Raw genomic sequence first — 22358 nt, 5'->3', positions numbered from 1 at the left:
CTCTGTCCGAGCGGCTCACCCACCGGGTCGGCCGGGGCCGTACCCCGGCGCCCCGGCCGTGTCCGCCGCCCCCTGGAGGGCCGCGGACCGTGAGCCGCAGATCACCGCTTGACCTTGGACTGTACTCCAATGTTTAGCGTGAGGCGCACCCGAGATCCTGGAGGCTGACATGGGAACGACCGAGACGATTCCTCCCCTGGCGGACAGTGCCGCGGAAGGACTGGAAGGCTTCACCCACCGCTACGCGGACGTGAACGGAACGCGCATCCACTACGTGATCGGAGGGGAGGGACCGGCCGTCGTGCTGGTCCACGGCTTCCCCTTCACCTGGGCGGTCTGGCGCGAACTGATGCCGTTGCTGGCATCGCGGGGATACACGGTCCTCGCCCCCGATCTTCGCGGCATGGGCGACTCCGCCCCCGCCGAGACCGACACCTTCGCGAAGACCAACGTCGCCGAGGACATCCACCAGATCGTGCGGGGTCTGGGGCTCGGCCCGATCAACCTCGTGGGCATGGACGTCGGCGGCATGGTCGTCTACGCCTACGCCTCACGGAATCCGGCTGACGTGCGGCGGCTGGTGCTCTCCGAGACCCTCATCCCGGGATTCGGCCTCGAAGAGATGATGAACCCCGCGACGGGCGGGGCCTGGACCTTCGGGTTCCACGCGCAGGTGGACCTCGCGTCCTTCCTCACACAGGGCAAGGAAGAGGCTTTCCTCACACCCTTCTACGGACTGACGTCGGTGCGGTCCGACGCGGAGGAATTCGGTGTCGCCAACTATCTGCCGCATTTCACCGGCCCGCTCGGCATTCGCGGCGGATTCCAGCACTACAGCTCGATGATCGAGGACGGCAAGGCCAACCGCGCCGAATTCACCGGAAAGCTCCCCATGCCCGTCCTGGCCCTGAACGGTGACCGCGGTTACTTCCGCGAGGAACTGCTGGCGGGCGCGCAGCAGGTGGCCGAGCACCTGGAGTCCGACATCATCCCGAAGGCGTCCCACGCCTACGCGTTCGACAACCCGGAGGCCACCGCCGTACGGCTGGTCCAGTTCTTCGAGTAGGGCGACCCCCGGCACAAACGCACCCCGTACCCGGGACCCCTTCCGTTTCCGAGAAGAGAAGACGATGAGTGACACCTTGACCGACCTGGACCGCCTGATCGTGACGGACGAGGTCCGGCAGTTGATGGCCCAGTACGTGTACCACGCCGACCACAAGGAGTTCGACAAGCTCGCCCGACTGTTCGCGCCCACCGCGACGTTCTCCATCTACGACGCCAAGGGCGCGCTGGTGCTGGAGATGACAGGCCCGCGGCAGATCGAGGAGATCATCACGAGCAGCGTGGGGGCGTCGTCGGCGGTCCACCACCTGTTCTCCTTCGTCACCGACGTGCACTCGCCGACCTCGGCGTCCTCGGTGATCAACATGGAGGACATGATCGACCCACCCGAGGGCGAAGCCCCGGACGCGCCCCTCGAAGAAGGGCGCCCCTTCCGCTCCATGCACGGATACGGCCACTACCGCGGCGAGTTCGCGAAGGCCGACGGCGTCTGGCGCATCCAGAAGTTCGCCCAGACGCGGATCAAGGTCGACGTGACCATGTGAGACGCGGCACCCGGACCAAGCCAACGACACCACGTGAAAGGAACCATCCGTGAACACTCTGGGCGCCGCCGGCATCGAGGTGTTTCCGCTGAACCTGGGCGGCAACACCTTCGGCTGGACCAGTGACGGGACGACCTCCCGCATGGTGCTCGACGCATACGTCGCGGCCGGGGGCAACTTCGTGGACTCGGCCGACGCCTACTCGTTCTGGGTGCCGGGCAACTCCGGCGGCGAGTCCGAGACGATCCTCGGGGACTGGCTGGCGGCACGGGGCAACCGCGACCGGGTCGTGGTGGCCACCAAGGTCAGCGACCACCCCGAGTTCCGGGGCCTGTCCGCCGCGAACATCGCGGCCGCGGCGGACGCCTCGCTGTCCCGGCTCCGGACCGACCGCATCGACCTCTACTACGCCCACAACGACGACCCGGACACCCCGCTGGAGGAGACGGCCGGGGCGTTCGACGCCCTGGTACGCGCCGGCAAGGTCCGCGCCATCGGGGTGTCGAACTACAGCGGCGCCCGGATCAGGGAGTGGTTCACGGTCGCCCGGCGCCACGGCCTCGCCCTCCCGGTCGCGGTGCAGCCGCACTACAACCTGGTCAAGCGGGTCGCGTACGAGCGGGACGTCGCCCAGGTCGCGGCGGCGGAGAACCTTGCCGTCATGCCGTACTTCGGCCTGGCCAGCGGATTCCTCACGGGGAAGTACCGAACCGCCGACGACCTGGCCGAGGCCCGGCGCGGAGGCTTCGTGCGGGGCTATCTGACCCAGGAGGGCTTCGCGGTGGTCGACGCGGTGGCCGGCATCGCGCGGGCACGGAGTGTCTCCCCGGCAGCGGTCGCGCTCGCGTGGCTGCGGGGACGCCCGAACGTGGTCGCACCGGTGGCGAGCGCCCGGACCCCCGACCAACTGCCGTCGCTGCTCGCCTCGGTGGCGCTGGACCTGACGCCGGACGAGGTGCGCACACTCGACGAGGTCTCGGCCCGCATGCCGGAGTGAACCGCGGGGGAGGCCCGGTGACCGTGTGATCACGGCGCGCCGGGCCTCGCCGTCCGCGTTCGCACTGCCGCCCCGTCCGCGCTCACGCTGCCTTCCTGTCCCGGGCTCACGCCCGCCGTCGTACGACCCGGAGCCGGTTCACTCCGGGGCCGGCAGGTCCATCAGCGAGAGCTTGGCCGGGTCGGTCACGGCCGTGATGCCGGTGATCCGGTCGCCGACGACGGTGAACGTCAGGAGCGAGAGCGGTGAGCCGTCCTCGTGCCGGGCGAGGAGCCCGGGGAGGCCGTCCACGAGCACCGCCTGCCCGCGCCTGCCCGCGCCGGCGGCGAACCGCGCACCGGCGGCGACCTTGGTGGCGCCGAGCGTGACGACCACGCCGGCGGGGGTGTCGACGGTCAGTTTCACGTCGGGGTGGAGCACACGCAGCAACTCCTCGAAGTCACCGTGGCGAGCCGCCGTCAGAAACGCCTGGACCACCTCGCGCTGCTCCCGTTCGACGCCGGTCGGCCGCTCGGTGGCCCGCACCTTCCTGCGGGCGCGGCTCGCCAGCATCTTGGTCGCGTCCGCGGACTTGCCGAGGATCTTGCCGATCTCGTCGAACGGCACCGCGAACAGGTCGTGCAGCACGAACGCCAGCCGTTCGTTCGGCCGCAGGGATTCGAGTACGACGAGGAGCGCGAGCCCGACCGAGTCGGCGAGCACCACGTCGTCCTCCGGGGCGGGACCGTCGTCGACCGTCACGACGAGTGCGGACAGCCCGTCGTCGTAGGACGCCTCGGGGCCGGCCTGGCGCGATCGCAGGACGTCGAGGCTGATCCGGCCGACCACCGTGGTCAGCCAGCCGGGGAGGTTGCGAATGGTCTCCGTGTTCTGGCGGGAGAGCCGCAGCCACGCCTCCTGGACCACGTCCTCGGCGTCGGCGTGCGACCCGAGCAGGCGCTGGGCGACCGCGCGCAGTCGGTCCCGCTGGGACTCGAACGCCTCGGCGATCGGGTCCGCGGGGCTGGTGTCGGTCATGTTGTTACCTTCCTCGGATCTGCTCCGTCATGGGTGATGACGGATCCGGACCGGCACAGGTAACCGATGAAGGAGCAGGACCGATGCAAGCACGCACGAAGGGCTCGGGGAACCCCGAGGTGTACGGAGCCATCCAGCAGCTCAACAAGGCGATTCACGCCGGGGGCGTCGACCGGCGGCTGCTGTCGCTGATCCATCTGCGGGCCAGCCAGATCAACGGCTGCAGCCCGTGTGTCTTCGCCTCGATCGACGCGGCGAAGAAGGCCGGGGAGACGGACGAGCGGCTGCACAACGTGGTCGCGTGGCGCGAGACGCCCTTCTACACCGACGAGGAGCGGGCGGCCCTCGCGCTGGCCGAGGCGGCCACCCGGCTCCAGGACGGCGCGCCCGGTGTGACCGACGAGATCTGGGACGCCGCGGCCGACCACTTCACCGAGCAGCAGCTGAACGCGATCATCCTGGAGATCGCGCTGACCAACTTCTTCAACCGGATCAATCGCACGACCCGGGAGCAGGCCGGCAAGACCTGGTGAGCCGGGTGGGGCGTCATCCGTCCGGACTTCGTGTCTCCCACGGGCCGGCGGACGACGCCCCACCACCACTACCACCACGACCACGAGCCGGACGAACCCGGCGCGGACGACCGCCGGTCGTCGCGCCAAGGGGCGGTCAGGTGGGCAGAGTTCGCAGGGCGAGCAGCGTCAGCCAGAGCCAGCCGATGGAGATCGAGGCGCGTTGGAGCAGTCCGCCGACGCCGGCCAGACGCCGGCCGTGGCCGAACGCGACGGTGGCCAGCACCATGGTCGCCGCGAACAGCACGCCGCTGGCGATCGAGTAGACGGCCCACGCCGTCGAGCCCTGCGAGGCGAGGACGAGACAGGCCGCGGTGAGGCCGAGGAACGCGACGAGGGAGACCAGGTCGTGCACCGCTCCGACGGGGGAGGGGCGGTCGAGCTGGTCGGGAGTGCCGGGTGGGTAACCGCGCACGGGATCCGTGCGGAACAGGCCCGCGCCGATCAGGCCGATCGCCCACACGCCGACCAGGACCGCGCCCCAGTGGGAGACCCCGGCACGCCACAGGCCCACGGCGAAGGCCATCGACAGCCCGCCCCCACAGAGGAAGTTGACGGTCTGCGTCCATCCGGCGGACCCGAGGGCGAGTGAACTGACGGGGTGCCGGAGCGACTTGTAGTCCGCGCGAATGGCGCCGGTCAGTAGGTAGGTAGCGGTGAAGAGAGGGCCGGCGGCCACTCCACAGGCAATCAGCGACTGACTACTCATACTGTCAACTTACGTTGACCGCACGAGCGTGTCAACCTGGATTGACATATCGGCTGCGCCGACGCAGGCCGGACACGTCCCACCACCTCGCCGAAAGCTCACCCTTCGCCGTGACGGCTTCCGCTGGGCGAGCATCTGCCCCGGTGACCAGTACATCTCGCGGTGCGCCCGTCTCGCCGGTTGACGTAGCCTTGTGCGATGCACGGTTCAGTGCCGTCCGGCTCCCTCGCCGTCAGATCGACCGCCGTGGTCGAGGAAGACCGGGCGTTCGAGTACTGGCGCGAGTTGATCTGCGACACCTTCGTCCAGTTGTCGTTGTCCCCCACGCGGGACGAGTCCTTCGCCGGCCGGATCACCCACGCCGATCTGAGCACCTTCGAGATCTCCACCGTCCGCGCGGGCGGCCAGCGGGTGCGTCGCACCTCCCGGCTCATCGCCCGCGACGGCGGGGAGTACCTGCTCGCGGGCATCCAGACGCACGGGCGCGGCCGGATCGAGCAGGACGGACGTGTCGTCGAGATCGAACAGGGCTCGATGGCCCTGTTCGACAGCACACGGCCGTACACACTCCATTTCGACGACGCCTTCGAACAGATCGTCGTACAGTTCCCGCTCCGTGATCTCCTGGTCGAGTCGGGGCTCCGTGATGTCGGTGACCTCACGGCCAGGAGGCTCACGGCCGACACCCACGCCGGTGTGGTGGCGCAGTACTTCCACGGGCTGAGCCGGGTCTACGAGGCCGATCCCCGGGCGGGGATGGCGCTGGCGGCCCACGGCCGCAGCCTGATGGCCTCCTCCCTGGCGCTGTCCACCGGCCGGAGCGGCCAGGGCGGAACCGGAACCACGGGCGCCCTCGCACGCGAGCGGGTCATGGCCTTCCTGCGCGCCCACCACACGGATCCCGGGTTGAGCGTGGACGACGTCGCACGCGCCTGCACGATCTCCCGGCGCGCGCTCTACCGGCTGTTCGAGGCGAGCCCCGGCGGGATCGTCACCCTGCTCCGACGCATCCGAGTCGATCATGCCCGCGCCCTCCTGCACGCGGACCCCGCACGGTCCCTCGAATCGATCGCGCTCGCCTGCGGTTTCGGCGGCGAGCGCCAGTTCTACCGGGTCTTCCGGCAGGAGACCGGGACCACGCCGGGGGAGTTCCGGGCCTCCGGCACGATCCGTCAGTGATCTGGCACGCACCGCCATCCCGGTGCGTCCAGGCGACCGCGACAGTGGGCTGGTAACCGTCCTGGATCCACGGAGGACCAGTCATGACACACAAGGTGCGCGTTGCCGCGGTCCAGGCCGGGCCGCGCCGGCTCGACATGGAGGCGGGCGTCGAGCGGGTGGTCGACCTGATCGCCGAGGCCGCCCTCGGAGGCGCGCAACTCGTCGCGTTTCCCGAGACGTTCATCCCGGGCTTTCCCCGGCACGCCTCCAGGTGCACGACACCCCGCTCGGCCCGGACGTCGCCACCGTCATCAGCCGCACCTACGCCGTGGAGGGGCAGACCTTCGCCCTCGCCGCGTGCGCACTCGTCGGCCAGGCCGGGCACGACGTCTTCTGCGACACCGACGCCAAGAAGTTCTCGCCGTAGCGCGGGACGAACGGCATGCCCCCCGCTGGAGAGTCCAGCCGGCTTCACGGACCTCGACTTCTCGCTGGTCGCCATCGCCAAGTCCGCGGCCGATCCGGTCGGCCACCACTCACGGCCGGACGTCTTCCAAGAGGTCGCGAAGTGAACGAGTCGCAGGGCATGAAGGTCGTCGGCGACCTCTACGCGGCCTACGGCGAGGAGGACGTCGAAGGCTTCTACAAGGATCTGTCACCCGATCTGACGTGGATCGAATGCGAGGGATTTCCCGCGCCGGGAGTGTTCCATACGCAGGAGGACATCTTCGCCCATGTCTTCGCCGTGCTCGAACGCGACTGGGCCGACTGGAAGTTCGAGCTGGAGAAGCTGATCGACGGCGGTGGGACCGTCGTCGCGATCGGCGCGTACAGCGGGACCCATCGTGAGACGGCGAAGTCCTTCCGCGCGCGGGCCGCACATGTGTGGCACGTGGTCGACGGGAAGATCGTCAGGTTCGAGCAGTTCGCCGACACCCATCCCATGCAGGCGGCCGCCACCGCGTGACTTCGGGGGCGTCACCGGGGGGACAGCAGTCCGACGGCCGTCTCGGTGATCGCCTCAGGGGGCGGCTCCGCGTCCAACTCGGCCCCCCGTTCGTCCGGTTCGAGGGGTTCGAGCGCGGTCAGCTGCGAGGCGAGGAGCCCCGTCGGCATGAAGTGGCCCGTGCGGTGGTCGATCCGCTCCGCCAGCACCTCGGGGGCGGCCGTCAGATGCAGGAAGAACACACCGGGACACCCCGCCCGCAGGATGTCCCGGTACCGCCGCTTCAGCGCGGAGCAGGCGACCACGCACCCGGTGCCCGCCGCACTGCCTTCCCGCAGCCTGCGGCCGATGGACTCCAGCCAGGGCCGGCGGTCCGCGTCGTCGAGCGGGACCCCGGCCGACATCTTGGCGATGCTGGCCGGCGGATGCAGGTCGTCGGCGTCGGCGAAGGCGAGGCCCAGCCGCTCCGCGAGCAGCCGTGCCACCGTGGTCTTGCCCGTGCCGGAGACCCCCATGACCACGATGCACAGGGGGTGGTGCCCGGTCCTCGATCGCGTCACGGTCCTTCACCCGTGACGCGGAGGCGGACCGTCCGAGCCGGCCGGGTACTCCTCCAGCGGAACGATCTCCCTGTCCCAGGCGGAGAGGACGGGTTCCAGGACCCGCCACGCCTCCTCGGCCTCGTCGCCGCGGATCGACAGGGCGGGATTCCCCGTCAGGACGTCCAGCAGGAGCCGGCCGTAGGCGGGCAGCTCCGGGGGCTCCATCCGCGCGCTCAGCGAGAGCGGAGCCAGTTCGTGGGCATGGGCCCCGATGCCCGTCAGGTCCAGTGCCAGCCCCTCCGGCTCCAGCTCGAAGCGGAGCACGTTGGGCCGGGCCTCTCCGCCGTGCCCGAACGGCAGATGGGGCACCTCACGGAAGCGCACCGCGACCTCCTTGCGGTCCGCCCCGAGCGCCTTGCCGCTGCGTAGCCGGAATTTCGTCCCGGCCCAGCGCCAGCTGTCCAGCTCCAACTCCACCTCGGCGAACGTCTCGGTGCGGCGCTGCGGGCTCACGCCGTCCTCGTCGACGTAGGCGGGAACGTCGTGGTCGCCGACCCGGCCGGCCAGATAGCGTGCGCGACGGGTGCGGTGGACGACGTCGTGCGCGCTCAGGGGCCGTACGGACCGCAGCACGTCCACCTTGCGGTCGCGCAGGTCCCGTTCGCCCAGGGTGACCGGCGGCTCCATGGCCACGAGGCAGAGCAGTTGCAGGAGATGGTTCTGCACCATGTCCCTGAGCGCCCCGACCTGGTCGTAGTAACCGGCCCTGCCCTCCAGCGCGAGGGTCTCGTCCCAGACGATCTCCACCTCGGCGATGTGCGTGCTGTTCCAGATGGGTTCCAGCACACGGTTGGCGAGGCGACTGCCCAGCACGTTCTGCACGGTCGTCATGGCCAGGAAGTGGTCCACGCGGAACACGGCACGCTCCGGGACGAGTTCGGCCAGCAGCCGGTTCAACTCCCGGGCCCCGGCCAGGTCTTCGCCGAACGGCTTCTCCAGCACGATCCGGCTGCCCGCCGGCAGGTCCGCCTCGTGCAGTGCCGTGACCACCGCGGGGAACAGCGCAGGAGGCAGGGCGAGATAGACGGCGACGGGACCGTCACCGGCGACCGCCGCGGCCACGTCGGCCGGGTCGGTGACATCGGCCCGCAGATAACGGGCGGAGCCCACGACGGCGTCCTTGACCTCGGCCGGACAGGTCCCGGCGTGGCGGTCGAGCTGGGCGGCGATCCACTCCCGGTAGCGCGCGGTGTCCCAGTCCTCCCGGCCCGCGCCGGTCCAGCGCGTCCGGTCGTCGACGTGCCCCGCCTCCCGCAGGGCGGCCAGCGCGGGCAGCAGACAGCGGGCGGTGAGGTCGCCCGTGGCACCGAACACGGTCAGCCGGTTGATCATTCGCGTACGCCTGCCTTCGCACGGGCGAGGTTCACGCCACTGGCGATGACCCCGATGTGGCTGAACGCCTGGGGGAAGTTGCCCATGAACTCCCCCGTCGACGGATCGATCTGCTCCGACAGCAGGCCCAGCGGGCTCGCCCGGTCGCACAGGGACGCGTGGAGCGCCTCGGCGTCCTCGGTCCTGCCCTGGCCGATCAGGTTGTCGACCGGCCAGAAGCTGCACAGCACGAAGGCGCCCTCGTCTCCGGCCAGCCCGTCGGGGGACTCCTCGTGCAGATAGCGGTAGAGCAGTCCGTCACCCGCCGAGAGGCGCTCGGCGACGGCCGCGGTGGTCGCCACCATCCGCGGGTGGTCGACCGGCACCACCCGGCGCAGCGGGAGCGCGAGCAGGCTCGCGTCGAGCGCGCCGCCGCCGTCCAGGTGGGCGCTGAGGGTCTGCGCCTCCTCGTCCCAGGACTGCTCCAGGACGAGCCGCCGCAACCGGTCGGCCGAGGCCCGCCACTGGGTGACCCGCCCTGGCAGTCCGAGCCGCTCCGCGATCCCCGCGGCCCGGTCGAGCGCCACCTGGCACAGCCCGGTCGAGTAGGTGAACACCCGTCCCTCGCTGCGCACTTCCCAGATGCCCTGGTCCGGCCGGTGCCAGGTGCGCTCCGCTGTGTCGGCCGGCCCGGCCAGGCTGGACCACAGCGCGGGCTGGATCTCACCGCCGGTGCGCAGCCACTGGTCGGCGCAGTCCAGGATCTCGCCGTGGACGTCGTGCCGGCGCTGGTCGGCCGCGCCGTTGCCCCAGCGCACCGGGGAGGAGCGCTGGTAGCCCTCCAGCTCGGCGTCCTCGACCTCGTCCGGCACCGGCCCGCCCCGGAGGTCGTACATGATCCGGGGGCGTCCGCTGTACTCGAAGGCGTCGAGCACCCAGCCGAGGAAGGCGTCGGCCTCGCCGCGGAAGCCGATGCGGCGCAGGGCGAACACGGCGAAGGCCGCGTCCCTGATCCAGGCGTAGCGGTAGTCCCAGTTGCGGATGCCGCCGATCGGCGCGGGAAGGGAGGAGGTGGGTGCCGCGACGAGCGAGCCGTCGGTCCAGTCGTCGCACAGTTTCAATGTGATCGCGGAACGTCTGACCAGGGCTTCCGCGGGACCGTCGTAGTCGAAGTCCTTCATCCAGCGGCGCCACGCGTCGGTGGTGCCCGCCAGCATCGCGTCGGTGTCGAACCGGTGGTGGCGGTGGAAGCGGCCCCAGGACAGCACGAGGTCCAGCCGGTCGCCCTGCCGTAGGTCGTGTGTGCTGTGCAGGCCGCTCAGGGGGCGGTTGGCGCGCAGGTGGAGACGGAGGTCGGGCCGCCGGGCGGGCTGTACCTCAAGACCGCTGAACAGGGCCCGCGCCCGTCCGCCGCCGCGGGGTTCCAGATCCGCGCGCAGCCGGACGGTCCCGGCGAGGACCACCGCCGAACGCACGAGTTCGGAGCGGTCGGCCGGCACGTCGTCGGTGAGGTCGGCGCCGGAGCGCAGGGCCAGCGCGTCGGTGACGCGCACCAGACCGGTGGGGGTGCGCATCTCCGTCGTCAGGACCCCGGTGTCCGGTTCGTAGCGCTGCCGCGCCTCCACCACGTCCTCGGGTGCCAGCGTGAAGTGCCCGCCCCGTGCCCGGTCCAGCAGGCCGCAGAAGAGGGGTTCGTCGTCGAACCGGGGCAGACACATCCACGGGACGGAACCGTCAAGACCGACCAGCGCGGTGGTCGTGCCGTCCCCGATGAGGCCCAGGTCCTCCAGCGGCAGGTGGCCCCCGCGCCTGCGCACCGGCCGGAACGGCGGGTCGGGATCGTACATGCCGGGTCGCCTCCACAGCGTCGGGAACACCTGCGCGGGCCCGAGTTCGCGAACTTGAAGTCGCCGAGCGGCCCGCCGGACTGCGAGGGGTGGCCGTTCTGCGAGGGGTGGCCGTTCTGCGAGGCGGGACCGATGCCGCCCTGGACGGTGTGGGAGTCGGAGGTGCGGATGAGGGCCCGGGTCGTCCGTACGACGGCGTCGCCCGGGCCCGGCCGCGGCGCGGGCTTCTCCGTGAATCCCACGCGCCCGATCTCCTTCATCACGAATGCCTTCAACGGCTCCGTCCCTCCTCGCGGCGCACCGGCGTCACCGGAGCGGCGACGGCACGGACCGAACCGACTCGCTCCCCGCCGGGGGACACGGGTCGGCCGTACCAGCCCTGCCCCTCCTGCCTCCTACCGTCCCAGGGCCCGTGCCGGCTCGCGATCCAGCGACCGCGGCAGTGGTGCGTTCCAGTGACGACACGGGCGGTACGGCGCGGCCTCGCTTCCCGCCGCGGCCCTATGTGTCGCCGTCCCGGATCACGACGACCGGGCAGGAGGCGTGCTGGGTGCAGTGCTGGGCGACCGATCCCAGCAGCAGCCCCGAGAAGCCGCCGAGGCCCCGGCTGCCGACCACCAGCAGCGACGCACCGCGGGACGCGTCGAGCAGCACACTCGCGGCGGTGCCGTAACGCACCTCGGTACGCACCTCCACCGGCGACTCCGCCCCCAGGGTCTCCTCGACCGCCTGCGCCAGGTCCCTGCGCGCCTGCTCCTCCAGTGCCGCGGTGTCCCCGCTCGACGGGGGCAGCCAGCCGAGTGCGCCGTGGAACTGCGGGACGTCCCAGGCGGTCACCGCCTCCAGGACGCCCTGAGTGAGCTCCGCCTGCCGAGCGGCCCAGCGCAGGGCCCGCTTCGACGAGTCCGACCCGTCCACCCCGACCACGATGCGGCCCGCCTCCTCACGCCGCTCGGCCATGCTTCCTCCTCGACTGGTGACATGGCTCCCAGCCTCATGCCGGGCAGGGGGTGCACGCAGTCCGGTGGGGGCCGGACGGGGGGTGGTCGTCCGTGTCGGTCGTACGGTGCCGGTTGTCCGGTCTTCCCGGGCCGCACTACCGTGCCGGTGTGGATCTCTTCTCACGATCGTGGACGGCGTTGCGCGCGGCGGTCGCCGAGCTTCCGGACGAGGACTTCGCACGGCCGTCCGGCTGTACCGGCTGGCTCGTACGGGACCTGGTGTGTCACCTGGTCATCGACGCGCAGGACGTCCTGATCACCCTCGTCACCCCCGCCGACACCGAGCCGACCCGCGACGCGGTGACCTACTGGGACGTCTCCGGGACGCCGCCGACCGGTGACGATCCGCTCGACGCCCTGATCGTCCGGTTGGCCGCCGCGTACGAGGAGCCGTGGCTGCTCAGGTTCCACCTCGACGACGTCGGGTCCGCCGCCGGTCGCGCCGCCGGGCTCGTCGACCCGGGCCTGCGGGTCGGCACCCGCGGCGAGGTCCTGACCGCGGGCGACTACCTCTCCGCGTACGTCCTGGAGTGGACGCTGCACCACCTCGACCTGGTCGCGCACCTCCCGCACATGGCGGGACCCTCCGCGGAGGCGCTCGCCCGCTCGCGGGGGATGCTGGAGACGATCGCGCGGACCGCGTTCCCCGCGTCGCTCTCCGACGAGGACGCGTTGCTGATCGGCACCGGCCGGCGCGCCCCCACCGACGCGGAGAGGACCGACCTCGGCCCGCTGGCGGCACGTCTCCCGTTCGTCCTCGGCTGACCGGGACGTCCGGCGGGCGGCGCGGCGAGGCGGAATTTCGGTCTGCCGGTGAAGTCGGGTGCCTCCGCCGGTGGTTCCACGGGCAGGATGGACCCCATGACGAAGCCTTCCCTCAAGAACGAGCCGTTCCGCCGTGCCACGCACGGCTCCGGCGGGTCCGGTTCGTTCCTGTCCCTGTGGTCGCAGGACTCGGTGCTGTCGATCGGCTCGGTGGGATCGGTGCTCTCCATCGGGTCCGTCGGCTCGGCGCTCTCCATCGGCTCGATCGGCAGCGCCCTGTCGGTCGGCTCGATCGGGTCCTCGCTGTCGTGCGTCTCCATGGGCTCGTGGCTCAGCACGGGGTCGGTCCTCTCCGCCCAGTCGACGTGGTCGGTCCTGTCCTGGCGTTCGTCCCGGAGCTTCCTGTCCGCGGAGGGCAAGCGGGTCGCGGGAACGGTGGGCATGGCGGGGGCGGCCGTCGCGGCGGCGGTGCTGCTCGCCCGGACGACGACCAGGACCGGACGGTAGCCGAGTCCGCCCGGGTCAGAGCCTGTCGTTCGTGTGGAAGCTCTCGGGCCCGAGTACGGCCAGGAGGGCCAGGGCCTCCGCGTCGGGGGAGCCCTGCTGCGCGGTGTAGAGCACGAGGTGCTGGTCGCGGTCGGACAGGGTGAGGGTGTCGCAGTCGACGGTGACCCGCCCGACGACGGGGTGGTGGAACGTCTTCGTGAGCATCGGCGCCGCCCGCACGTCGTGCCGCTCCCAGAGCCGGGCGAACTCGGGGCTGCCGTCGCGCAGTTCCTCGACGAGCCCCGTCACCGCCGGGTCCGTCGGGTAACGGGCGACGGTGCCGCGGAGCTCCATGACGACGTGATGCCGGAACTCGGCGCCGTCCGAGACCCCGTACAACGGCGCACCGGGCCGGGCCGGACCGAGGAACGCCTTCCGCGCGAGGTTGCGGTTCGCCGGGGGCACCCGGCCGAAGTCCTCCATGAGCGCCGCCGCGAGGTCGTTCCACGCCAGCACCTCGAACGCCGCGGACGTCACGAACGCGGCCGTCTGCGGCAGCCGCTCCAGGAGGGTGAGGATGCTCGGGCGGACGTCGCGCCGGTGCAGTCCGGTACGGATCGGCGCCGTACCGGCGAGGACGTGCAGGTGGTCGGACTCCGCGTCGGTGAGCCGCAGGGCCCCGGCGATCCCGGCCAGCACCTCGCCCGAGGGGCGCGGGGCCCTGCCCTGTTCGAGCCGGACGTAGTACTCCGTGGAGATGTGCGCGAGGACCGCCACCTCCTCGCGGCGCAACCCCGGTGTCCGCCGGCGGGGGCCGGACGGGAGACCCACGTCCTGCGGTCGTAGCCGCTCACGCCGACTGCGGAGAAACGTCCCCAGCTCCTGCCTGTCCATACCCCTCAGTCTGCGCGTCGCCCGGCGGCGGATCGTAGTACCGCTTGTGCCTGTATCCGTTTCCCGGTCGCGGCGACGTTGGTCGCATGACACACAGCAATGACTCCACCCCCGTCGACTCCACCCCTGCCGACTTCGCCCCCGTCGGCCTGCTCACCGGCAAGGTCGTACTCGTCACCGGCGCCAGCCGCGGCATCGGCGCGGCCGCGGCGCGCCTCTTCGCTCGCGAGGGCGCCGCCGTCGTGCTCGCCGCCCGCGGCACGGACGCGCTCGACCGCGTCGTCGCCGGGATCCGTGCCGAGGCGGGCGTCGCCGACGCCGTCGCCCTCGATCTCGCCGACGGAGCGAGCATCCGCGCCGCCGTCGACCGGGTCGAGGAGCTGCACGGCCGGCTCGACGGCGCGTTCAACAACGGCGCGGTGGTCCAGCGGGGGACCGGCCCGCTCGACACCACGACCGACGAGGACATCAACGAGCAGTTCGCGGTGAACTTCCGTGCGCACTGGACCGCGATGACCGCCGAGGCCGCACTCATGCGCAAGAGTGGCGGCGGGGCGATCGTGAACACGTCGAGCATCGGCAGCCGCCGCGCGAACCCCGACCTGCCCGCGTACGGCGCCATGAAGCGCGCGCTCAACAGCATCACCGAGACCGCCGCCGTGACCTGGGCTCCCCGGGGCATCAGGGTGAACGGCATCACGCCCGGTGGCACTGCCACACAGATGATCGACGCGTGGGAGGCGGCGACGCCCGGCATCGTCGAGCGGATCAACGCCTCGATCCCGCTCGGCCGGATGGCCGAGCCCCGTGAGGTCGCCGAGGCCGCCGCGTGGCTGCTCAGCGACCGTGCGTCCATGGTGACCGGCGCGATCGTGCCGGTGGACGGCGGTGCAGGCGCCTGACCCCGACGACACGGCGTCCGCCGTCCCGCCCGGTGCCGCCGTCGCCGCGCGACCGAGGTGAGCCGGTCAACCGGCCCTCAGCAGCAGCTCGGTGAGTTCGTCCGGCTCGGTGACCATGCAGTCGTGGCCGCTGCGCAACTCCCACACACGCGACGGAGTGCCGTTGGGTTGCAGTGGGGGCACGGGGCGGCGGGTGACGCCCGCCGGTGTGCCGCCGACGCAGTGGATGTGTGTCCGGGGAATCGCGTCCATGGCCGGGTCGTCCAGCCGGACGGGCTGCAGGAAGCAGCGCACCGACTCGTCCGAGAGCAACGTGCGCAGCCACGCCGCGTCCGCCGGGTCGGTGACTCCGAACAGGCCCGTGGACGCGGGTCCTTCGGTCATGGGCGGGATGCGCCAGGGCGTGTCGGAGGCGGCGGCCCCGTTGATCAGGTGGCGGGTCAGGGGCATGACGTCGAGCGCGGTCTCGCCGTCGGCCGGAACCATCGCGTCGACGTGGACCAGGTGCGCGATCCGGTCCGGGAGCCGGGCGGCCACGGCGGACACGACCATCCCGGCGTAGCTGTGCCCGACCAGGACCACATCGGTGAGGTCCTCCTCGACGAGGAGATCAACGACGTCCGTGACATGGGTGTCGAGCCCGACGTCCGGACCGAGCAGGTGCTCCTTCTCGCCGTGACCGGTCAGCGAGGGGGCGAACACCCGGTGCCCGCCCCGGGCCAGCAAGGGGACCACCCGGTCCCAGACACGCCCGCTGTGCCAGGCACCGTGGACGAGGACGAAGGTCTTCGTGTGCGGCGTACTCATGGCAAGGGACGCTAGTGAGCCGTCGGGTACCTTTCGGTAACCTTCGGATCGTGCGTGATTCGGCGGAAGGTGCCTTCCTCGCGGACTGCCATGCCCGGCTGGCCGTCGAGATCATCGCCAACAAGTGGGCGGTCGTCGTCCTGTTCGCGCTCAGCCGCGGACCGCGCAGGCACGGTGAACTCGTCGCCCTCGTCGGCGGTGTCTCACGCAAGGTGCTCACCCAGACCCTGCGCAGGCTCCAGGGCTACGGCCTCGTCGAGCGCCGCGCCCACGCCGAGGCGCCCCCACGGGTCGAGTACCGCCTGACCGACCTCGGCCTGACACTCGTCGAACCGATCGCCGTCCTCACGGAGTGGGCGAAGACGTACGGCGCGGCCGTCGCCGACTTCCACGAGGCGACGGAGGACGAGGCCGACTCCGACGGCTGACGAAGAGCCGGACGGTGAGGCCGGCGCCGGCCACGACGTGCTCGAACAGTGCCCGGTCGGCGTTGTCTCCGTCGGCCGCGACGACGCAGTACGTGAGCGAGCTGAAGACCGGCCCGAGCAGGGCCGAGAGCAGCGCGGGAAGGGCCTGGCCGAGCGCTTCCTCCCGGCGGCGGGAAGTGCGGTGGGGCGCGGGCCCGACTGGCGTACGGGTGAGGCACGTCGCAGCCTGGAGACAGGGGATGTTCCCGACACTGCCGCTCAAGGAGATGGCCGTGACTGCCGCTGACTACGACACCAAGTCGGACACCGCGTTCTTCGCCGAAATCACGGATGTGTTCAGGAAGCACCCCGAGGCCGCCAGGAAATACGCCCTGGCGAGCCTCGCCATCGAGCGCGAGCTGGGTGTCGACCACACCCGGCAGCACGGAGTCTCCTGGATCGAGGACGGCCGGGTCATCACCGAGTTCCGCGACCGGGGTGAGCATCCCCCGGTGATCCGGGCCCGGCTCTGCCTCAAGTACGAGCTGCGGGGACAGGACCTGGTGTGCGTGCACTGGATGGAAGCGCCGAAGTGACCGTCACCGGGGTCGTTCTCCGGTCAGCCGGGCGACGCTGCTGCCCAGCGCCTCACGTCGTACGTCGGCCGGCGCGCCGGAGCCGCCGGTGATGTTGCCGAGGGTCAGGGCGAGGATGTGGTCCAGGAGGAGCCCGGCCGGTATCCGCGTGGTGACGGCGCCCCGGGCCTGTGCCTCTTCGACGGCGGCGACCTTGGCCGCGACGGCCTGCTCGACGGCGGGCAGCGAGGGGAGCAGGTCGGGGCGTTCGAGGTGCTGCCACAGCATGAGGCGTACGAAGTGCGGGTTGGCTTCGTAGACGTCGAAGACCTGCTGCGCGTATCCGGGCAGGTCGGACGGGTCCAGCGCGACCGCGTTCTGCGCGGCCAGGATGTGGTGCTCCAGGACCGCGTCGAACAGGCCGTCCTTGTTGCCGTAGTAGGCGTAGATCATGCGCTGGTTGGAGGGGGCGCGCTCGGCGATCACGGCGACGCGTCCCCCGGCGAGGCCCTTCGCGGAGAACTCCTCCGTGGCCGCGGCGAGGATGCGCCGGCGGGTGGCGTCCGCGTCCCTGGTCCCGCCCGTCCGGCTGAGCGCGGCCTCCTGCGTGTGACCCATCGGTGTGGTGGCTCCTGTCCTGTGTGATCGGCGGCGCGAGGTGGAGAACTTCCCCGGCCGGCCGGTCCGTCCCTCCGGTCACTGTAAGCGTCCGCGGGGCCGGCCGGATGTGCGGGCCGCCGCCGGGGGAGACGACGAGAGGGAAGTATGTATATGGTTACTTATGTATGAGCAACCCGAACCAGCCATCACGGAGCACAAGTGAGCACCAGCACCAACAGCGCCAACGCCGACGTCGTCCTGGACTTCTTCGGCCATCTCTCCCAGGGCGACGCCGAAGCCGCCCTCGCCCTGCTCGACGACGACGTCCGCTACTGGGTCGCCGGCAAGCCGGAGCAGTTCCCCCTCGCGGGCACCTACAACAAGGATGAGTTCATCCGCATGCTCGGCGGCGTCGGGCAGAACATGCCCAACGGCGTCCAGGTCACCGTCACCAGCGTCACAGCCCAGGACGAACGCGTGGTGGTCGAGGCCGACACCCACGGCGTCTCCGCCACCGGGAAGACCTACGACAACAACCTGATCTACGCCGTCGAGGTCCGGAACGGGAAGATCGTCAAGGCGCGCGAGTACCTCGACACCATCCACGCCAACGACGTCCTGACCGGAAACTGAGTCCCACCCGCCGGGAGTCGGGCGCTCAGCCCGGGATGAGCGCGTCCCACTGGTCCCGGGTCGGGCCGTCGTGCGCCGGCGTGAAGTCCGGACGGGCGGCCAGCCACGCGGTGACGTGCCGGTCCACCTCGTCGGTGCCGTAGGCCTCGTCGGCCGACCGCAGGAGATGGCGCACCTGGGCCCTGGCCCGCATGACGACGGGATCGTCGAAGGCGCACGCGGCACGGGCGGCGGCCCGCCGATCCGCCGGTGGTGAGCCCTCGGCGAGGCGCCGCCCGTCGGCGCGGTCGGCCGTCACCTGCGTGTCGAACCACGGGCGGAGGTTCCGCGCCGTCCATGCGTGGTAGCCCATGGGGTCCTCGGCGATCCGGTCGGCATGGGCGGCGAGGTACTGGGCGGCCCGCAGGCCGAGGGCCACGCCGTGCCCGAAGGTGGGATTGGTGTGGACGAGACTGTCCCCGGCGTTGACCAGGCCGGTGACAACGGGCCCGTCGTCGTCGACCAGGGAGGTCCAGCGGTTGTCCAGACCGGCCATCGCCAGGACGGCCGACTGCGGTTCGGGATCCAGGCCGAGCCAGGCGGCGGTCGCGGGGAAGCGGCGGGCCACGGCCTCGAACACGGCGGGATCGGCGAGCGCGCCTCGGGTCGGATCACCCGTGGAGAGCACCACGCTCACCGCGAAGGTGTTGTTGTCGGAAGGGAAGACACCGGCGAGCGCGAACGCCGCCGCCGATCCGGTCTTCACCCGCCCGGGATCACTCGGGCCGTCCGCGCGCAGCCGGTACCAGCGGCACAGATACCCGATCCCGGTGCGGTGGCTGTCGACCACGGGCGGACGACAGCCGGCCGCGGTCAGCCAGGAGGGCACCGGCGAACGGCGACCGGACGTGTCGACGACGAGGTCCGCCCGGTGCGTCTCCGCGCCCACCCGCACACCGGTGACCCGGGCGGGACGGCCCTCCCGGAGGACGAGGGCGTTCACCCGGTGGCCGCACCGCACCTCGACGGTCGGTTCCCGCCGTACCGCCGCGGCCAGGGCGGCCTCCAGCACGATGCGACGGGTGCGCAGGGTCACCAGGTCCTCGTCGCCGGCCCGGTGCGGCGGATGCTCACCGAACCAGTCGAAGTCGTGGTACTCCCGGGCTCCCCGTGCCAGCAGGTCCGTGTGGACGTCGGGGGCCTCGGCGCGCAACACCATGCGGACGGGGGCGAGCAGCGAGTGGGGCTGGACGGCCTGGGGGACCCGGGGTCTGTCCCAGTGGAAGAAGTCCCGGTGCAGGTCCTCTCCGGCCTGACGGGCGTCCTGCTCGAACAACGTGACCGTGTGACCCCGTCGGCCCAGCATGAGCGCCGTCCCCAGCCCGCCGATACCCCCACCGATCACCGCAACCCGCGCCACCGATCTCCCCTTCGCGTCGTGTTGCGGAACGAGCCTACCGCCCGACGATCTTCGGCCCGGACCCGGTGCGGTCCGTCGTGATGCGTTTCACGTACGACTGTGATGGTCTACGGCGTGACGGCTGAGGGCGTGCTGGCTGAGGGCGTGAGCCCCAGGTGCGGAGCCGGTGGCAGAGGGGCGGCCACCTCGGTCTCCGGCAGGGCGCGGAACGCCTCGATCACATAGGCGGCGAAGCGGCGGGAGGCCGCCACCCGGGCGGCACGCGGGGTGTCCTGGACGCCCCGGTGGGCCATGAGCATCAGGATCAGGTCGTCGACGACAAAACCGGGGCGCAGCTGTCCCGACTCCTGGGCGCGGCGGGCCAGTTCGGCGACCGCGCGCACGGTCCGCTCCCGATCGGCGGCGAACTCCATGGCGTCGGGGAAGGCCGCCATGAAGGCGTCGGCGAAGCCGCGGCTGCGGGCGTGGAGTTCGCAGATCCGCTCGACCAGGCTTCCGAACCCGTGCCAGGGGTCGGGGTCCGCGAGGGCGTCACGGACGATGGTGTGGCAGGCCCGCCGTTGCTCGGCGAAGGTCTCCACGATCAGGTCCCGCTTGGTGGGGAAGTGCCGGTACAGCGTGGCGGGGCCGACGTCCGCGTGCCGGGCGACCTCGCGCATGGGCGCACTCAGGCCGTCCTCGCCGAACACGGCGCGGGCGGCCTCCAGGATGCGGGCCCGGTTGTCGCGGGCGTCGGAGCGCGGGGCATGAGGCAAACGAGGGGTCATCGCTTCTCATTTCGATCAAGCGGACGGGGGTGTCCGTTACGGTCCGACGGCGGTGGCGACGTCCCGCTTCGGAACTCCGCCGGTGCTGCCTCGGGCGTACTGCGGCTCGGTCGCCGCCCACGGCCGTCGCGGCCGTGCCCCGTCCGTCCACCGACCTGAGGAGCCTGGATGAAAGCCGTTGTGATCAGGACGTTCGGAAGCCCCGACGGTCTGGAGGTGGTCGACCTGCCCGTGCCCGTCCCCGCCCCGGGGCAGGTGCGGGTCACCACGGAGGCGATCGGGGTGGGCGGCGTGGACGTGGTGATCCGCCGGGGGACGCTCGCCGCCCACGGCTTCCGGGAGGGACATCTCCTGGGCAGCGAGGTCGCGGGACGTGTCACCGCCGTGGGAGAGGGCGTGGACGCCTCGTGGATGGGGCGGCGGGTGTGGGCGTTCACCGGTCTGTCCGGGGGGTACGCCGAGCAGGCCGTCGCCGCGGTCGAGGACGTCCTTGTGCTGCCCGACGGTCTCACCGGCACCGAAGCGGTGGCCCTCGGCGGGTCCGGCGTGGTCGCCCACTTCGCCCTCGACCGCGCGCGTTTCGCACCGGGGGAGACGGTCCTCGTGCGTGGCGCGGCGGGCAGCATCGGGATCACGGCGGTCCAACTAGCCGCCAGGGGAGGCGCGGGCGCCGTGGTGGTCACCACCTCGTCCGCGGAGCGCGGCGCCCGGTTGAGAGATCTGGGCGCGACCCATGTCCTCGACCGCTCGGGCAGGGGCGGCGGACCGGACGCGCCGTCGGGCTTCGACGTGGTGATCGACGTGGTGGGGGGTCCCGAACTCCCCCTCGTGCTGGACAGGTTGAACTCCAACGGGCGGTTCGTGGCCGTCGGCGTGGTCGGCGGCCGGCCACCGGCGGACTTCGGCACACGGCTGATGGACGCCTTCCGCAAGTCGCTGTCGTTCGCGACCTTCAGCTCCGACACCGTGCCCGGCCCCGACCGGCAGGCCGTACGGTCGTCACAGTTCGCCGAGGCCGCCCGCGGGGACCTGCGCACGGTCGTCCACGACGTACTGCCGCTGGACCAGGCGGAGTCGGCCCACCGGAAGATGGACGCGGGCGAGGTGTTCGGGAGGGTGGTACTGACGCCCTGAACCGCCTTCGTCCTCCACCGTCCCCGCCGACCGTCCGGGTCGACGCCCCGTCGAACGGCTGGGAAGCCGCGACCACTGCCGGTGCTCCTGGGCTCGTGCCGGGAGCCACCCGGCTCCGGTGGCGCATGGTCGTCGGACGTCTTCGGCACGGCTTCGCTCAGGCGTCGGACGGAGTGCCGTCCGCCGGGGCGGTGGGTTCGGCGTCGAGTGGGTGGTTCGGGGTGTCCGGGTGGGGTTCGGCCATCCAGCTCGCCAGCAGGGTCAGCCGTTCGGCCGTCTCCGCGTCGGCCGGCCCGTAGGTGTGGATCGTCAGCTCGGGGTCTCCGGGCAGGGTGAGCGTCTCGTGCTCGACCTTGAGTTCGCCGCCCGTCGCATGACGCATGCGTGTCACGCCGTACGCCGGTGTCCGCACCTCGTGGTCGGCCCACAGCCGTCGGAACGGGTCGCTCTTGAGGCTGAGTTCGCCGATCAGCGCGGCCATCTCGCGGTCGTCGCGGCCCTGCCCGGCGTGCAGCCGCAGCGCCGCGACGACGGCCGCGGCGTGCATGTCCCAGTCCGGCAGCCACACCCGGCTGTCCTCCTCCAGGAAGATGCGCCGTGCCAGGTCGCGGCCACCGTCGTAGCGCCGCGGCGACAGATCGAAGAGGGCGAGGGCGAGCACGTTGGCCGCGCGGATGCGCAGGACGTGGTCGACGACGATGGCCGGGACGTCGCGCAGCTGGTCGAGGAGGCGCTGCACACCGGGCCGTACCGGTGCCTCGTGCGGCGCCGGATCGACGTCGCGCCGCGCGCGGTGCGGCCGGGCCACCTGGAACAGGTAGCGGGTCTCGGTGACGTCCAGCCGCAACGCCCTGGCGACGGCCTCCAGCACCGCGTCGGAGACATTGCGGGCGCGTCCCTGTTCGAGCCGGACGTAGTACTCGACGCTGACGCCCGCCAGACGGGCGATCTCCTCGCGGCGCAGCCCCGGTACGCGGCGTGCGCCGCCGAGTGGCGCGATGCCCACGTCCTCCGGGGTGAGGCGCGCACGGCGGGCCCGCAGGAAGTCGCCCAAGCACTTGTCCATGCCCCCAGGCTATGCCGCTGTCCGAAATCGAACGTGGTCCTGCTGGTACCAGGTCGACGGGTGCCCTGGCTGCGCCGAGGACGCCGCCGCAGTCTCGAAGGACCGGCCCCCGGATCTCCTGGGCCGGTCATGACACACGTCACCACCTGG

26 protein-coding genes and 1 pseudogene are annotated in these 22358 nt (G+C 71.7%); 15 read left to right on the top strand and 12 right to left on the bottom strand.

Annotated features, from left to right (window positions below; genetic code table 11):
* Positions 1–169: 169 nt before the first annotated feature.
* From AB0F77_RS35660 to AB0F77_RS35650, 3 genes are all read left to right on the top strand, one after another.
* A complete protein-coding gene (locus AB0F77_RS35660; RefSeq protein ID WP_361956410.1) occupies positions 170–1066 on the top strand; it encodes an alpha/beta hydrolase in 897 nt (298 codons plus the stop codon).
* 64 nt (positions 1067–1130) lie between these two features.
* Positions 1131–1610, top strand: a complete 480-nt coding sequence (locus tag AB0F77_RS35655) for a nuclear transport factor 2 family protein (protein ID WP_361956407.1) — start codon at positions 1131–1133, stop codon at positions 1608–1610.
* Between the two features lie 49 nt (positions 1611–1659).
* Positions 1660–2607: an aldo/keto reductase gene (locus AB0F77_RS35650; protein WP_361956404.1), complete on the top strand. Its 948-nt coding sequence runs from the start codon at positions 1660–1662 to the stop codon at positions 2605–2607.
* Positions 2608–2745: 138 nt separating this feature from the next.
* Here the strand turns inward: AB0F77_RS35650 and AB0F77_RS35645 are convergent, their stop codons facing one another.
* Positions 2746–3624 carry a sigma-70 family RNA polymerase sigma factor gene (locus AB0F77_RS35645; RefSeq protein WP_361956401.1) on the bottom strand — a complete coding sequence of 293 codons (879 nt, stop codon included), beginning with the start codon at positions 3622–3624 and terminating at the stop codon, positions 2746–2748.
* An 83-nt stretch (positions 3625–3707) separates the two neighbouring features.
* Here AB0F77_RS35645 and AB0F77_RS35640 point away from each other — a divergent pair, with 83 nt between their 5' ends.
* Positions 3708–4157, top strand: coding sequence for a carboxymuconolactone decarboxylase family protein (locus AB0F77_RS35640; protein ID WP_361956398.1), 450 nt, complete (start codon positions 3708–3710; stop codon positions 4155–4157).
* A gap of 136 nt (positions 4158–4293) precedes the next feature.
* On the opposite strand, the gene AB0F77_RS35635 is transcribed toward AB0F77_RS35640, so the two are convergent.
* Positions 4294–4905: a DUF998 domain-containing protein gene (locus tag AB0F77_RS35635; RefSeq protein ID WP_361956395.1), complete on the bottom strand. Its 612-nt coding sequence runs from the start codon at positions 4903–4905 to the stop codon at positions 4294–4296.
* A 198-nt stretch (positions 4906–5103) separates the two neighbouring features.
* On the opposite strand from AB0F77_RS35635, the gene AB0F77_RS35630 reads away from it, so the two are divergent.
* The 4 genes and pseudogenes from AB0F77_RS35630 to AB0F77_RS35615 all read left to right on the top strand — a co-directional run bounded on the left by AB0F77_RS35630 (position 5104) and on the right by AB0F77_RS35615 (position 7033).
* The gene (locus AB0F77_RS35630) at positions 5104–6084 is read left to right on the top strand and encodes a helix-turn-helix domain-containing protein (protein ID WP_361956392.1); all 981 of its coding nucleotides are present in this window, start codon (positions 5104–5106) and stop codon (positions 6082–6084) included.
* A gap of 83 nt (positions 6085–6167) precedes the next feature.
* Positions 6168–6320 (top strand): annotated as a pseudogene (locus AB0F77_RS35625) (nitrilase-related carbon-nitrogen hydrolase); the annotation flags it as partial.
* Positions 6321–6337: 17 nt separating this feature from the next.
* On the top strand, positions 6338–6493 hold the full coding sequence (locus AB0F77_RS35620) for a hypothetical protein (RefSeq protein ID WP_361956466.1): 156 nt from the start codon (positions 6338–6340) through the stop codon (positions 6491–6493).
* Between the two features lie 141 nt (positions 6494–6634).
* Entirely contained in the window at positions 6635–7033 is a 399-nt protein-coding gene (locus tag AB0F77_RS35615) for a nuclear transport factor 2 family protein (RefSeq protein WP_361956389.1), read from the top strand.
* A gap of 11 nt (positions 7034–7044) precedes the next feature.
* Here the strand turns inward: AB0F77_RS35615 and AB0F77_RS35610 are convergent, their stop codons facing one another.
* The 4 genes from AB0F77_RS35610 to AB0F77_RS35595 all read right to left on the bottom strand — a co-directional run bounded on the left by AB0F77_RS35610 (position 7045) and on the right by AB0F77_RS35595 (position 11732).
* Positions 7045–7527 carry a gluconokinase gene (locus AB0F77_RS35610; RefSeq protein ID WP_361956459.1) on the bottom strand — a complete coding sequence of 161 codons (483 nt, stop codon included), beginning with the start codon at positions 7525–7527 and terminating at the stop codon, positions 7045–7047.
* Positions 7528–7578: 51 nt separating this feature from the next.
* A complete protein-coding gene (locus tag AB0F77_RS35605) occupies positions 7579–8946 on the bottom strand; it encodes a glucose-6-phosphate dehydrogenase (RefSeq protein WP_361956386.1) in 1368 nt (455 codons plus the stop codon).
* On the bottom strand, positions 8943–10772 hold the full coding sequence (locus AB0F77_RS35600) for a glycoside hydrolase family 15 protein (protein WP_361956383.1): 1830 nt from the start codon (positions 10770–10772) through the stop codon (positions 8943–8945). Before AB0F77_RS35600 ends, AB0F77_RS35605 begins: the two co-directional genes overlap by 4 nt.
* Positions 10773–11273: 501 nt before the next feature.
* Positions 11274–11732 carry a universal stress protein gene (locus AB0F77_RS35595; RefSeq protein ID WP_361956380.1) on the bottom strand — a complete coding sequence of 153 codons (459 nt, stop codon included), beginning with the start codon at positions 11730–11732 and terminating at the stop codon, positions 11274–11276.
* A 149-nt stretch (positions 11733–11881) separates the two neighbouring features.
* On the opposite strand from AB0F77_RS35595, the gene AB0F77_RS35590 reads away from it, so the two are divergent.
* A complete protein-coding gene (locus AB0F77_RS35590; RefSeq protein WP_361956377.1) occupies positions 11882–12538 on the top strand; it encodes a maleylpyruvate isomerase N-terminal domain-containing protein in 657 nt (218 codons plus the stop codon).
* Positions 12539–12634: 96 nt separating this feature from the next.
* Positions 12635–13045, top strand: a complete 411-nt coding sequence (locus AB0F77_RS35585) for a hypothetical protein (protein WP_361956374.1) — start codon at positions 12635–12637, stop codon at positions 13043–13045.
* Between the two features lie 15 nt (positions 13046–13060).
* Here AB0F77_RS35585 and AB0F77_RS35580 read toward each other — a convergent pair whose 3' ends face one another.
* A complete protein-coding gene (locus AB0F77_RS35580) occupies positions 13061–13918 on the bottom strand; it encodes a helix-turn-helix transcriptional regulator (protein WP_361956371.1) in 858 nt (285 codons plus the stop codon).
* 86 nt (positions 13919–14004) lie between these two features.
* Between AB0F77_RS35580 and AB0F77_RS35575 the strand changes: the two genes are divergently transcribed.
* On the top strand, positions 14005–14820 hold the full coding sequence (locus tag AB0F77_RS35575) for an SDR family oxidoreductase (protein WP_361956368.1): 816 nt from the start codon (positions 14005–14007) through the stop codon (positions 14818–14820).
* A 66-nt stretch (positions 14821–14886) separates the two neighbouring features.
* On the opposite strand, the gene AB0F77_RS35570 is transcribed toward AB0F77_RS35575, so the two are convergent.
* Positions 14887–15627, bottom strand: a complete 741-nt coding sequence (locus AB0F77_RS35570; RefSeq protein WP_361956365.1) for an alpha/beta hydrolase — start codon at positions 15625–15627, stop codon at positions 14887–14889.
* A 50-nt stretch (positions 15628–15677) separates the two neighbouring features.
* Here AB0F77_RS35570 and AB0F77_RS35565 point away from each other — a divergent pair, with 50 nt between their 5' ends.
* Together AB0F77_RS35565 and AB0F77_RS35560 are read left to right on the top strand one after the other, a co-directional pair.
* Positions 15678–16055: a helix-turn-helix domain-containing protein gene (locus AB0F77_RS35565; RefSeq protein WP_361956362.1), complete on the top strand. Its 378-nt coding sequence runs from the start codon at positions 15678–15680 to the stop codon at positions 16053–16055.
* Positions 16056–16321: 266 nt separating this feature from the next.
* Positions 16322–16630 carry a hypothetical protein gene (locus AB0F77_RS35560; RefSeq protein WP_361956456.1) on the top strand — a complete coding sequence of 103 codons (309 nt, stop codon included), beginning with the start codon at positions 16322–16324 and terminating at the stop codon, positions 16628–16630.
* 3 nt (positions 16631–16633) lie between these two features.
* Here AB0F77_RS35560 and AB0F77_RS35555 read toward each other — a convergent pair whose 3' ends face one another.
* Complete coding sequence (locus AB0F77_RS35555; RefSeq protein WP_361956359.1) at positions 16634–17227, bottom strand: TetR family transcriptional regulator; 594 nt, start codon at positions 17225–17227, stop codon at positions 16634–16636.
* A 201-nt stretch (positions 17228–17428) separates the two neighbouring features.
* Here AB0F77_RS35555 and AB0F77_RS35550 point away from each other — a divergent pair, with 201 nt between their 5' ends.
* Complete coding sequence (locus AB0F77_RS35550; RefSeq protein WP_361956356.1) at positions 17429–17842, top strand: nuclear transport factor 2 family protein; 414 nt, start codon at positions 17429–17431, stop codon at positions 17840–17842.
* Between the two features lie 25 nt (positions 17843–17867).
* On the opposite strand, the gene AB0F77_RS35545 is transcribed toward AB0F77_RS35550, so the two are convergent.
* Together AB0F77_RS35545 and AB0F77_RS35540 are read right to left on the bottom strand one after the other, a co-directional pair.
* Positions 17868–19241: an FAD-dependent oxidoreductase gene (locus AB0F77_RS35545; protein WP_361956353.1), complete on the bottom strand. Its 1374-nt coding sequence runs from the start codon at positions 19239–19241 to the stop codon at positions 17868–17870.
* Between the two features lie 107 nt (positions 19242–19348).
* The gene (locus tag AB0F77_RS35540) at positions 19349–20008 is read right to left on the bottom strand and encodes a helix-turn-helix domain-containing protein (protein ID WP_361956351.1); all 660 of its coding nucleotides are present in this window, start codon (positions 20006–20008) and stop codon (positions 19349–19351) included.
* A 168-nt stretch (positions 20009–20176) separates the two neighbouring features.
* On the opposite strand from AB0F77_RS35540, the gene AB0F77_RS35535 reads away from it, so the two are divergent.
* Entirely contained in the window at positions 20177–21142 is a 966-nt protein-coding gene (locus tag AB0F77_RS35535; RefSeq protein WP_361956349.1) for a zinc-dependent alcohol dehydrogenase family protein, read from the top strand.
* Positions 21143–21299: 157 nt separating this feature from the next.
* On the opposite strand, the gene AB0F77_RS35530 is transcribed toward AB0F77_RS35535, so the two are convergent.
* Entirely contained in the window at positions 21300–22208 is a 909-nt protein-coding gene (locus tag AB0F77_RS35530) for a helix-turn-helix transcriptional regulator (RefSeq protein WP_361956346.1), read from the bottom strand.
* Between the last annotated feature and the right edge of the window lie 150 nt (positions 22209–22358).

This window comes from Streptomyces sp. NPDC026672 (assembly GCF_040638185.1).
Classification (GTDB): Bacteria; Actinomycetota; Actinomycetes; order Streptomycetales; family Streptomycetaceae; genus Streptomyces.
This window is presented reverse-complemented; position numbering and strand designations above follow the sequence as displayed.

Coding starts and splice junctions, on each gene's coding strand:
- AB0F77_RS35635 (WP_361956395.1), bottom strand. CDS start 4,905: ATGAGTAGTCAGTCGCTGATTGCCTGTGGAGTGGCCGCCGGCCCTCTC.
- AB0F77_RS35570 (WP_361956365.1), bottom strand. CDS start 15,627: ATGAGTACGCCGCACACGAAGACCTTCGTCCTCGTCCACGGTGCCTGG.
- AB0F77_RS35660 (WP_361956410.1), top strand. CDS start 170: ATGGGAACGACCGAGACGATTCCTCCCCTGGCGGACAGTGCCGCGGAA.
- AB0F77_RS35600 (WP_361956383.1), bottom strand. CDS start 10,772: ATGTACGATCCCGACCCGCCGTTCCGGCCGGTGCGCAGGCGCGGGGGC.
- AB0F77_RS35640 (WP_361956398.1), top strand. CDS start 3,708: ATGCAAGCACGCACGAAGGGCTCGGGGAACCCCGAGGTGTACGGAGCC.
- AB0F77_RS35530 (WP_361956346.1), bottom strand. CDS start 22,208: ATGGACAAGTGCTTGGGCGACTTCCTGCGGGCCCGCCGTGCGCGCCTC.
- AB0F77_RS35595 (WP_361956380.1), bottom strand. CDS start 11,732: ATGGCCGAGCGGCGTGAGGAGGCGGGCCGCATCGTGGTCGGGGTGGAC.
- AB0F77_RS35610 (WP_361956459.1), bottom strand. CDS start 7,527: ATGGGGGTCTCCGGCACGGGCAAGACCACGGTGGCACGGCTGCTCGCG.
- AB0F77_RS35535 (WP_361956349.1), top strand. CDS start 20,177: ATGAAAGCCGTTGTGATCAGGACGTTCGGAAGCCCCGACGGTCTGGAG.
- AB0F77_RS35655 (WP_361956407.1), top strand. CDS start 1,131: ATGAGTGACACCTTGACCGACCTGGACCGCCTGATCGTGACGGACGAG.
- AB0F77_RS35575 (WP_361956368.1), top strand. CDS start 14,005: ATGACACACAGCAATGACTCCACCCCCGTCGACTCCACCCCTGCCGAC.
- AB0F77_RS35645 (WP_361956401.1), bottom strand. CDS start 3,624: ATGACCGACACCAGCCCCGCGGACCCGATCGCCGAGGCGTTCGAGTCC.
- AB0F77_RS35580 (WP_361956371.1), bottom strand. CDS start 13,918: ATGGACAGGCAGGAGCTGGGGACGTTTCTCCGCAGTCGGCGTGAGCGG.
- AB0F77_RS35560 (WP_361956456.1), top strand. CDS start 16,322: ATGGCCGTGACTGCCGCTGACTACGACACCAAGTCGGACACCGCGTTC.
- AB0F77_RS35540 (WP_361956351.1), bottom strand. CDS start 20,008: ATGACCCCTCGTTTGCCTCATGCCCCGCGCTCCGACGCCCGCGACAAC.
- AB0F77_RS35555 (WP_361956359.1), bottom strand. CDS start 17,227: ATGGGTCACACGCAGGAGGCCGCGCTCAGCCGGACGGGCGGGACCAGG.
- AB0F77_RS35630 (WP_361956392.1), top strand. CDS start 5,104: ATGCACGGTTCAGTGCCGTCCGGCTCCCTCGCCGTCAGATCGACCGCC.
- AB0F77_RS35605 (WP_361956386.1), bottom strand. CDS start 8,946: ATGATCAACCGGCTGACCGTGTTCGGTGCCACGGGCGACCTCACCGCC.
- AB0F77_RS35585 (WP_361956374.1), top strand. CDS start 12,635: ATGACGAAGCCTTCCCTCAAGAACGAGCCGTTCCGCCGTGCCACGCAC.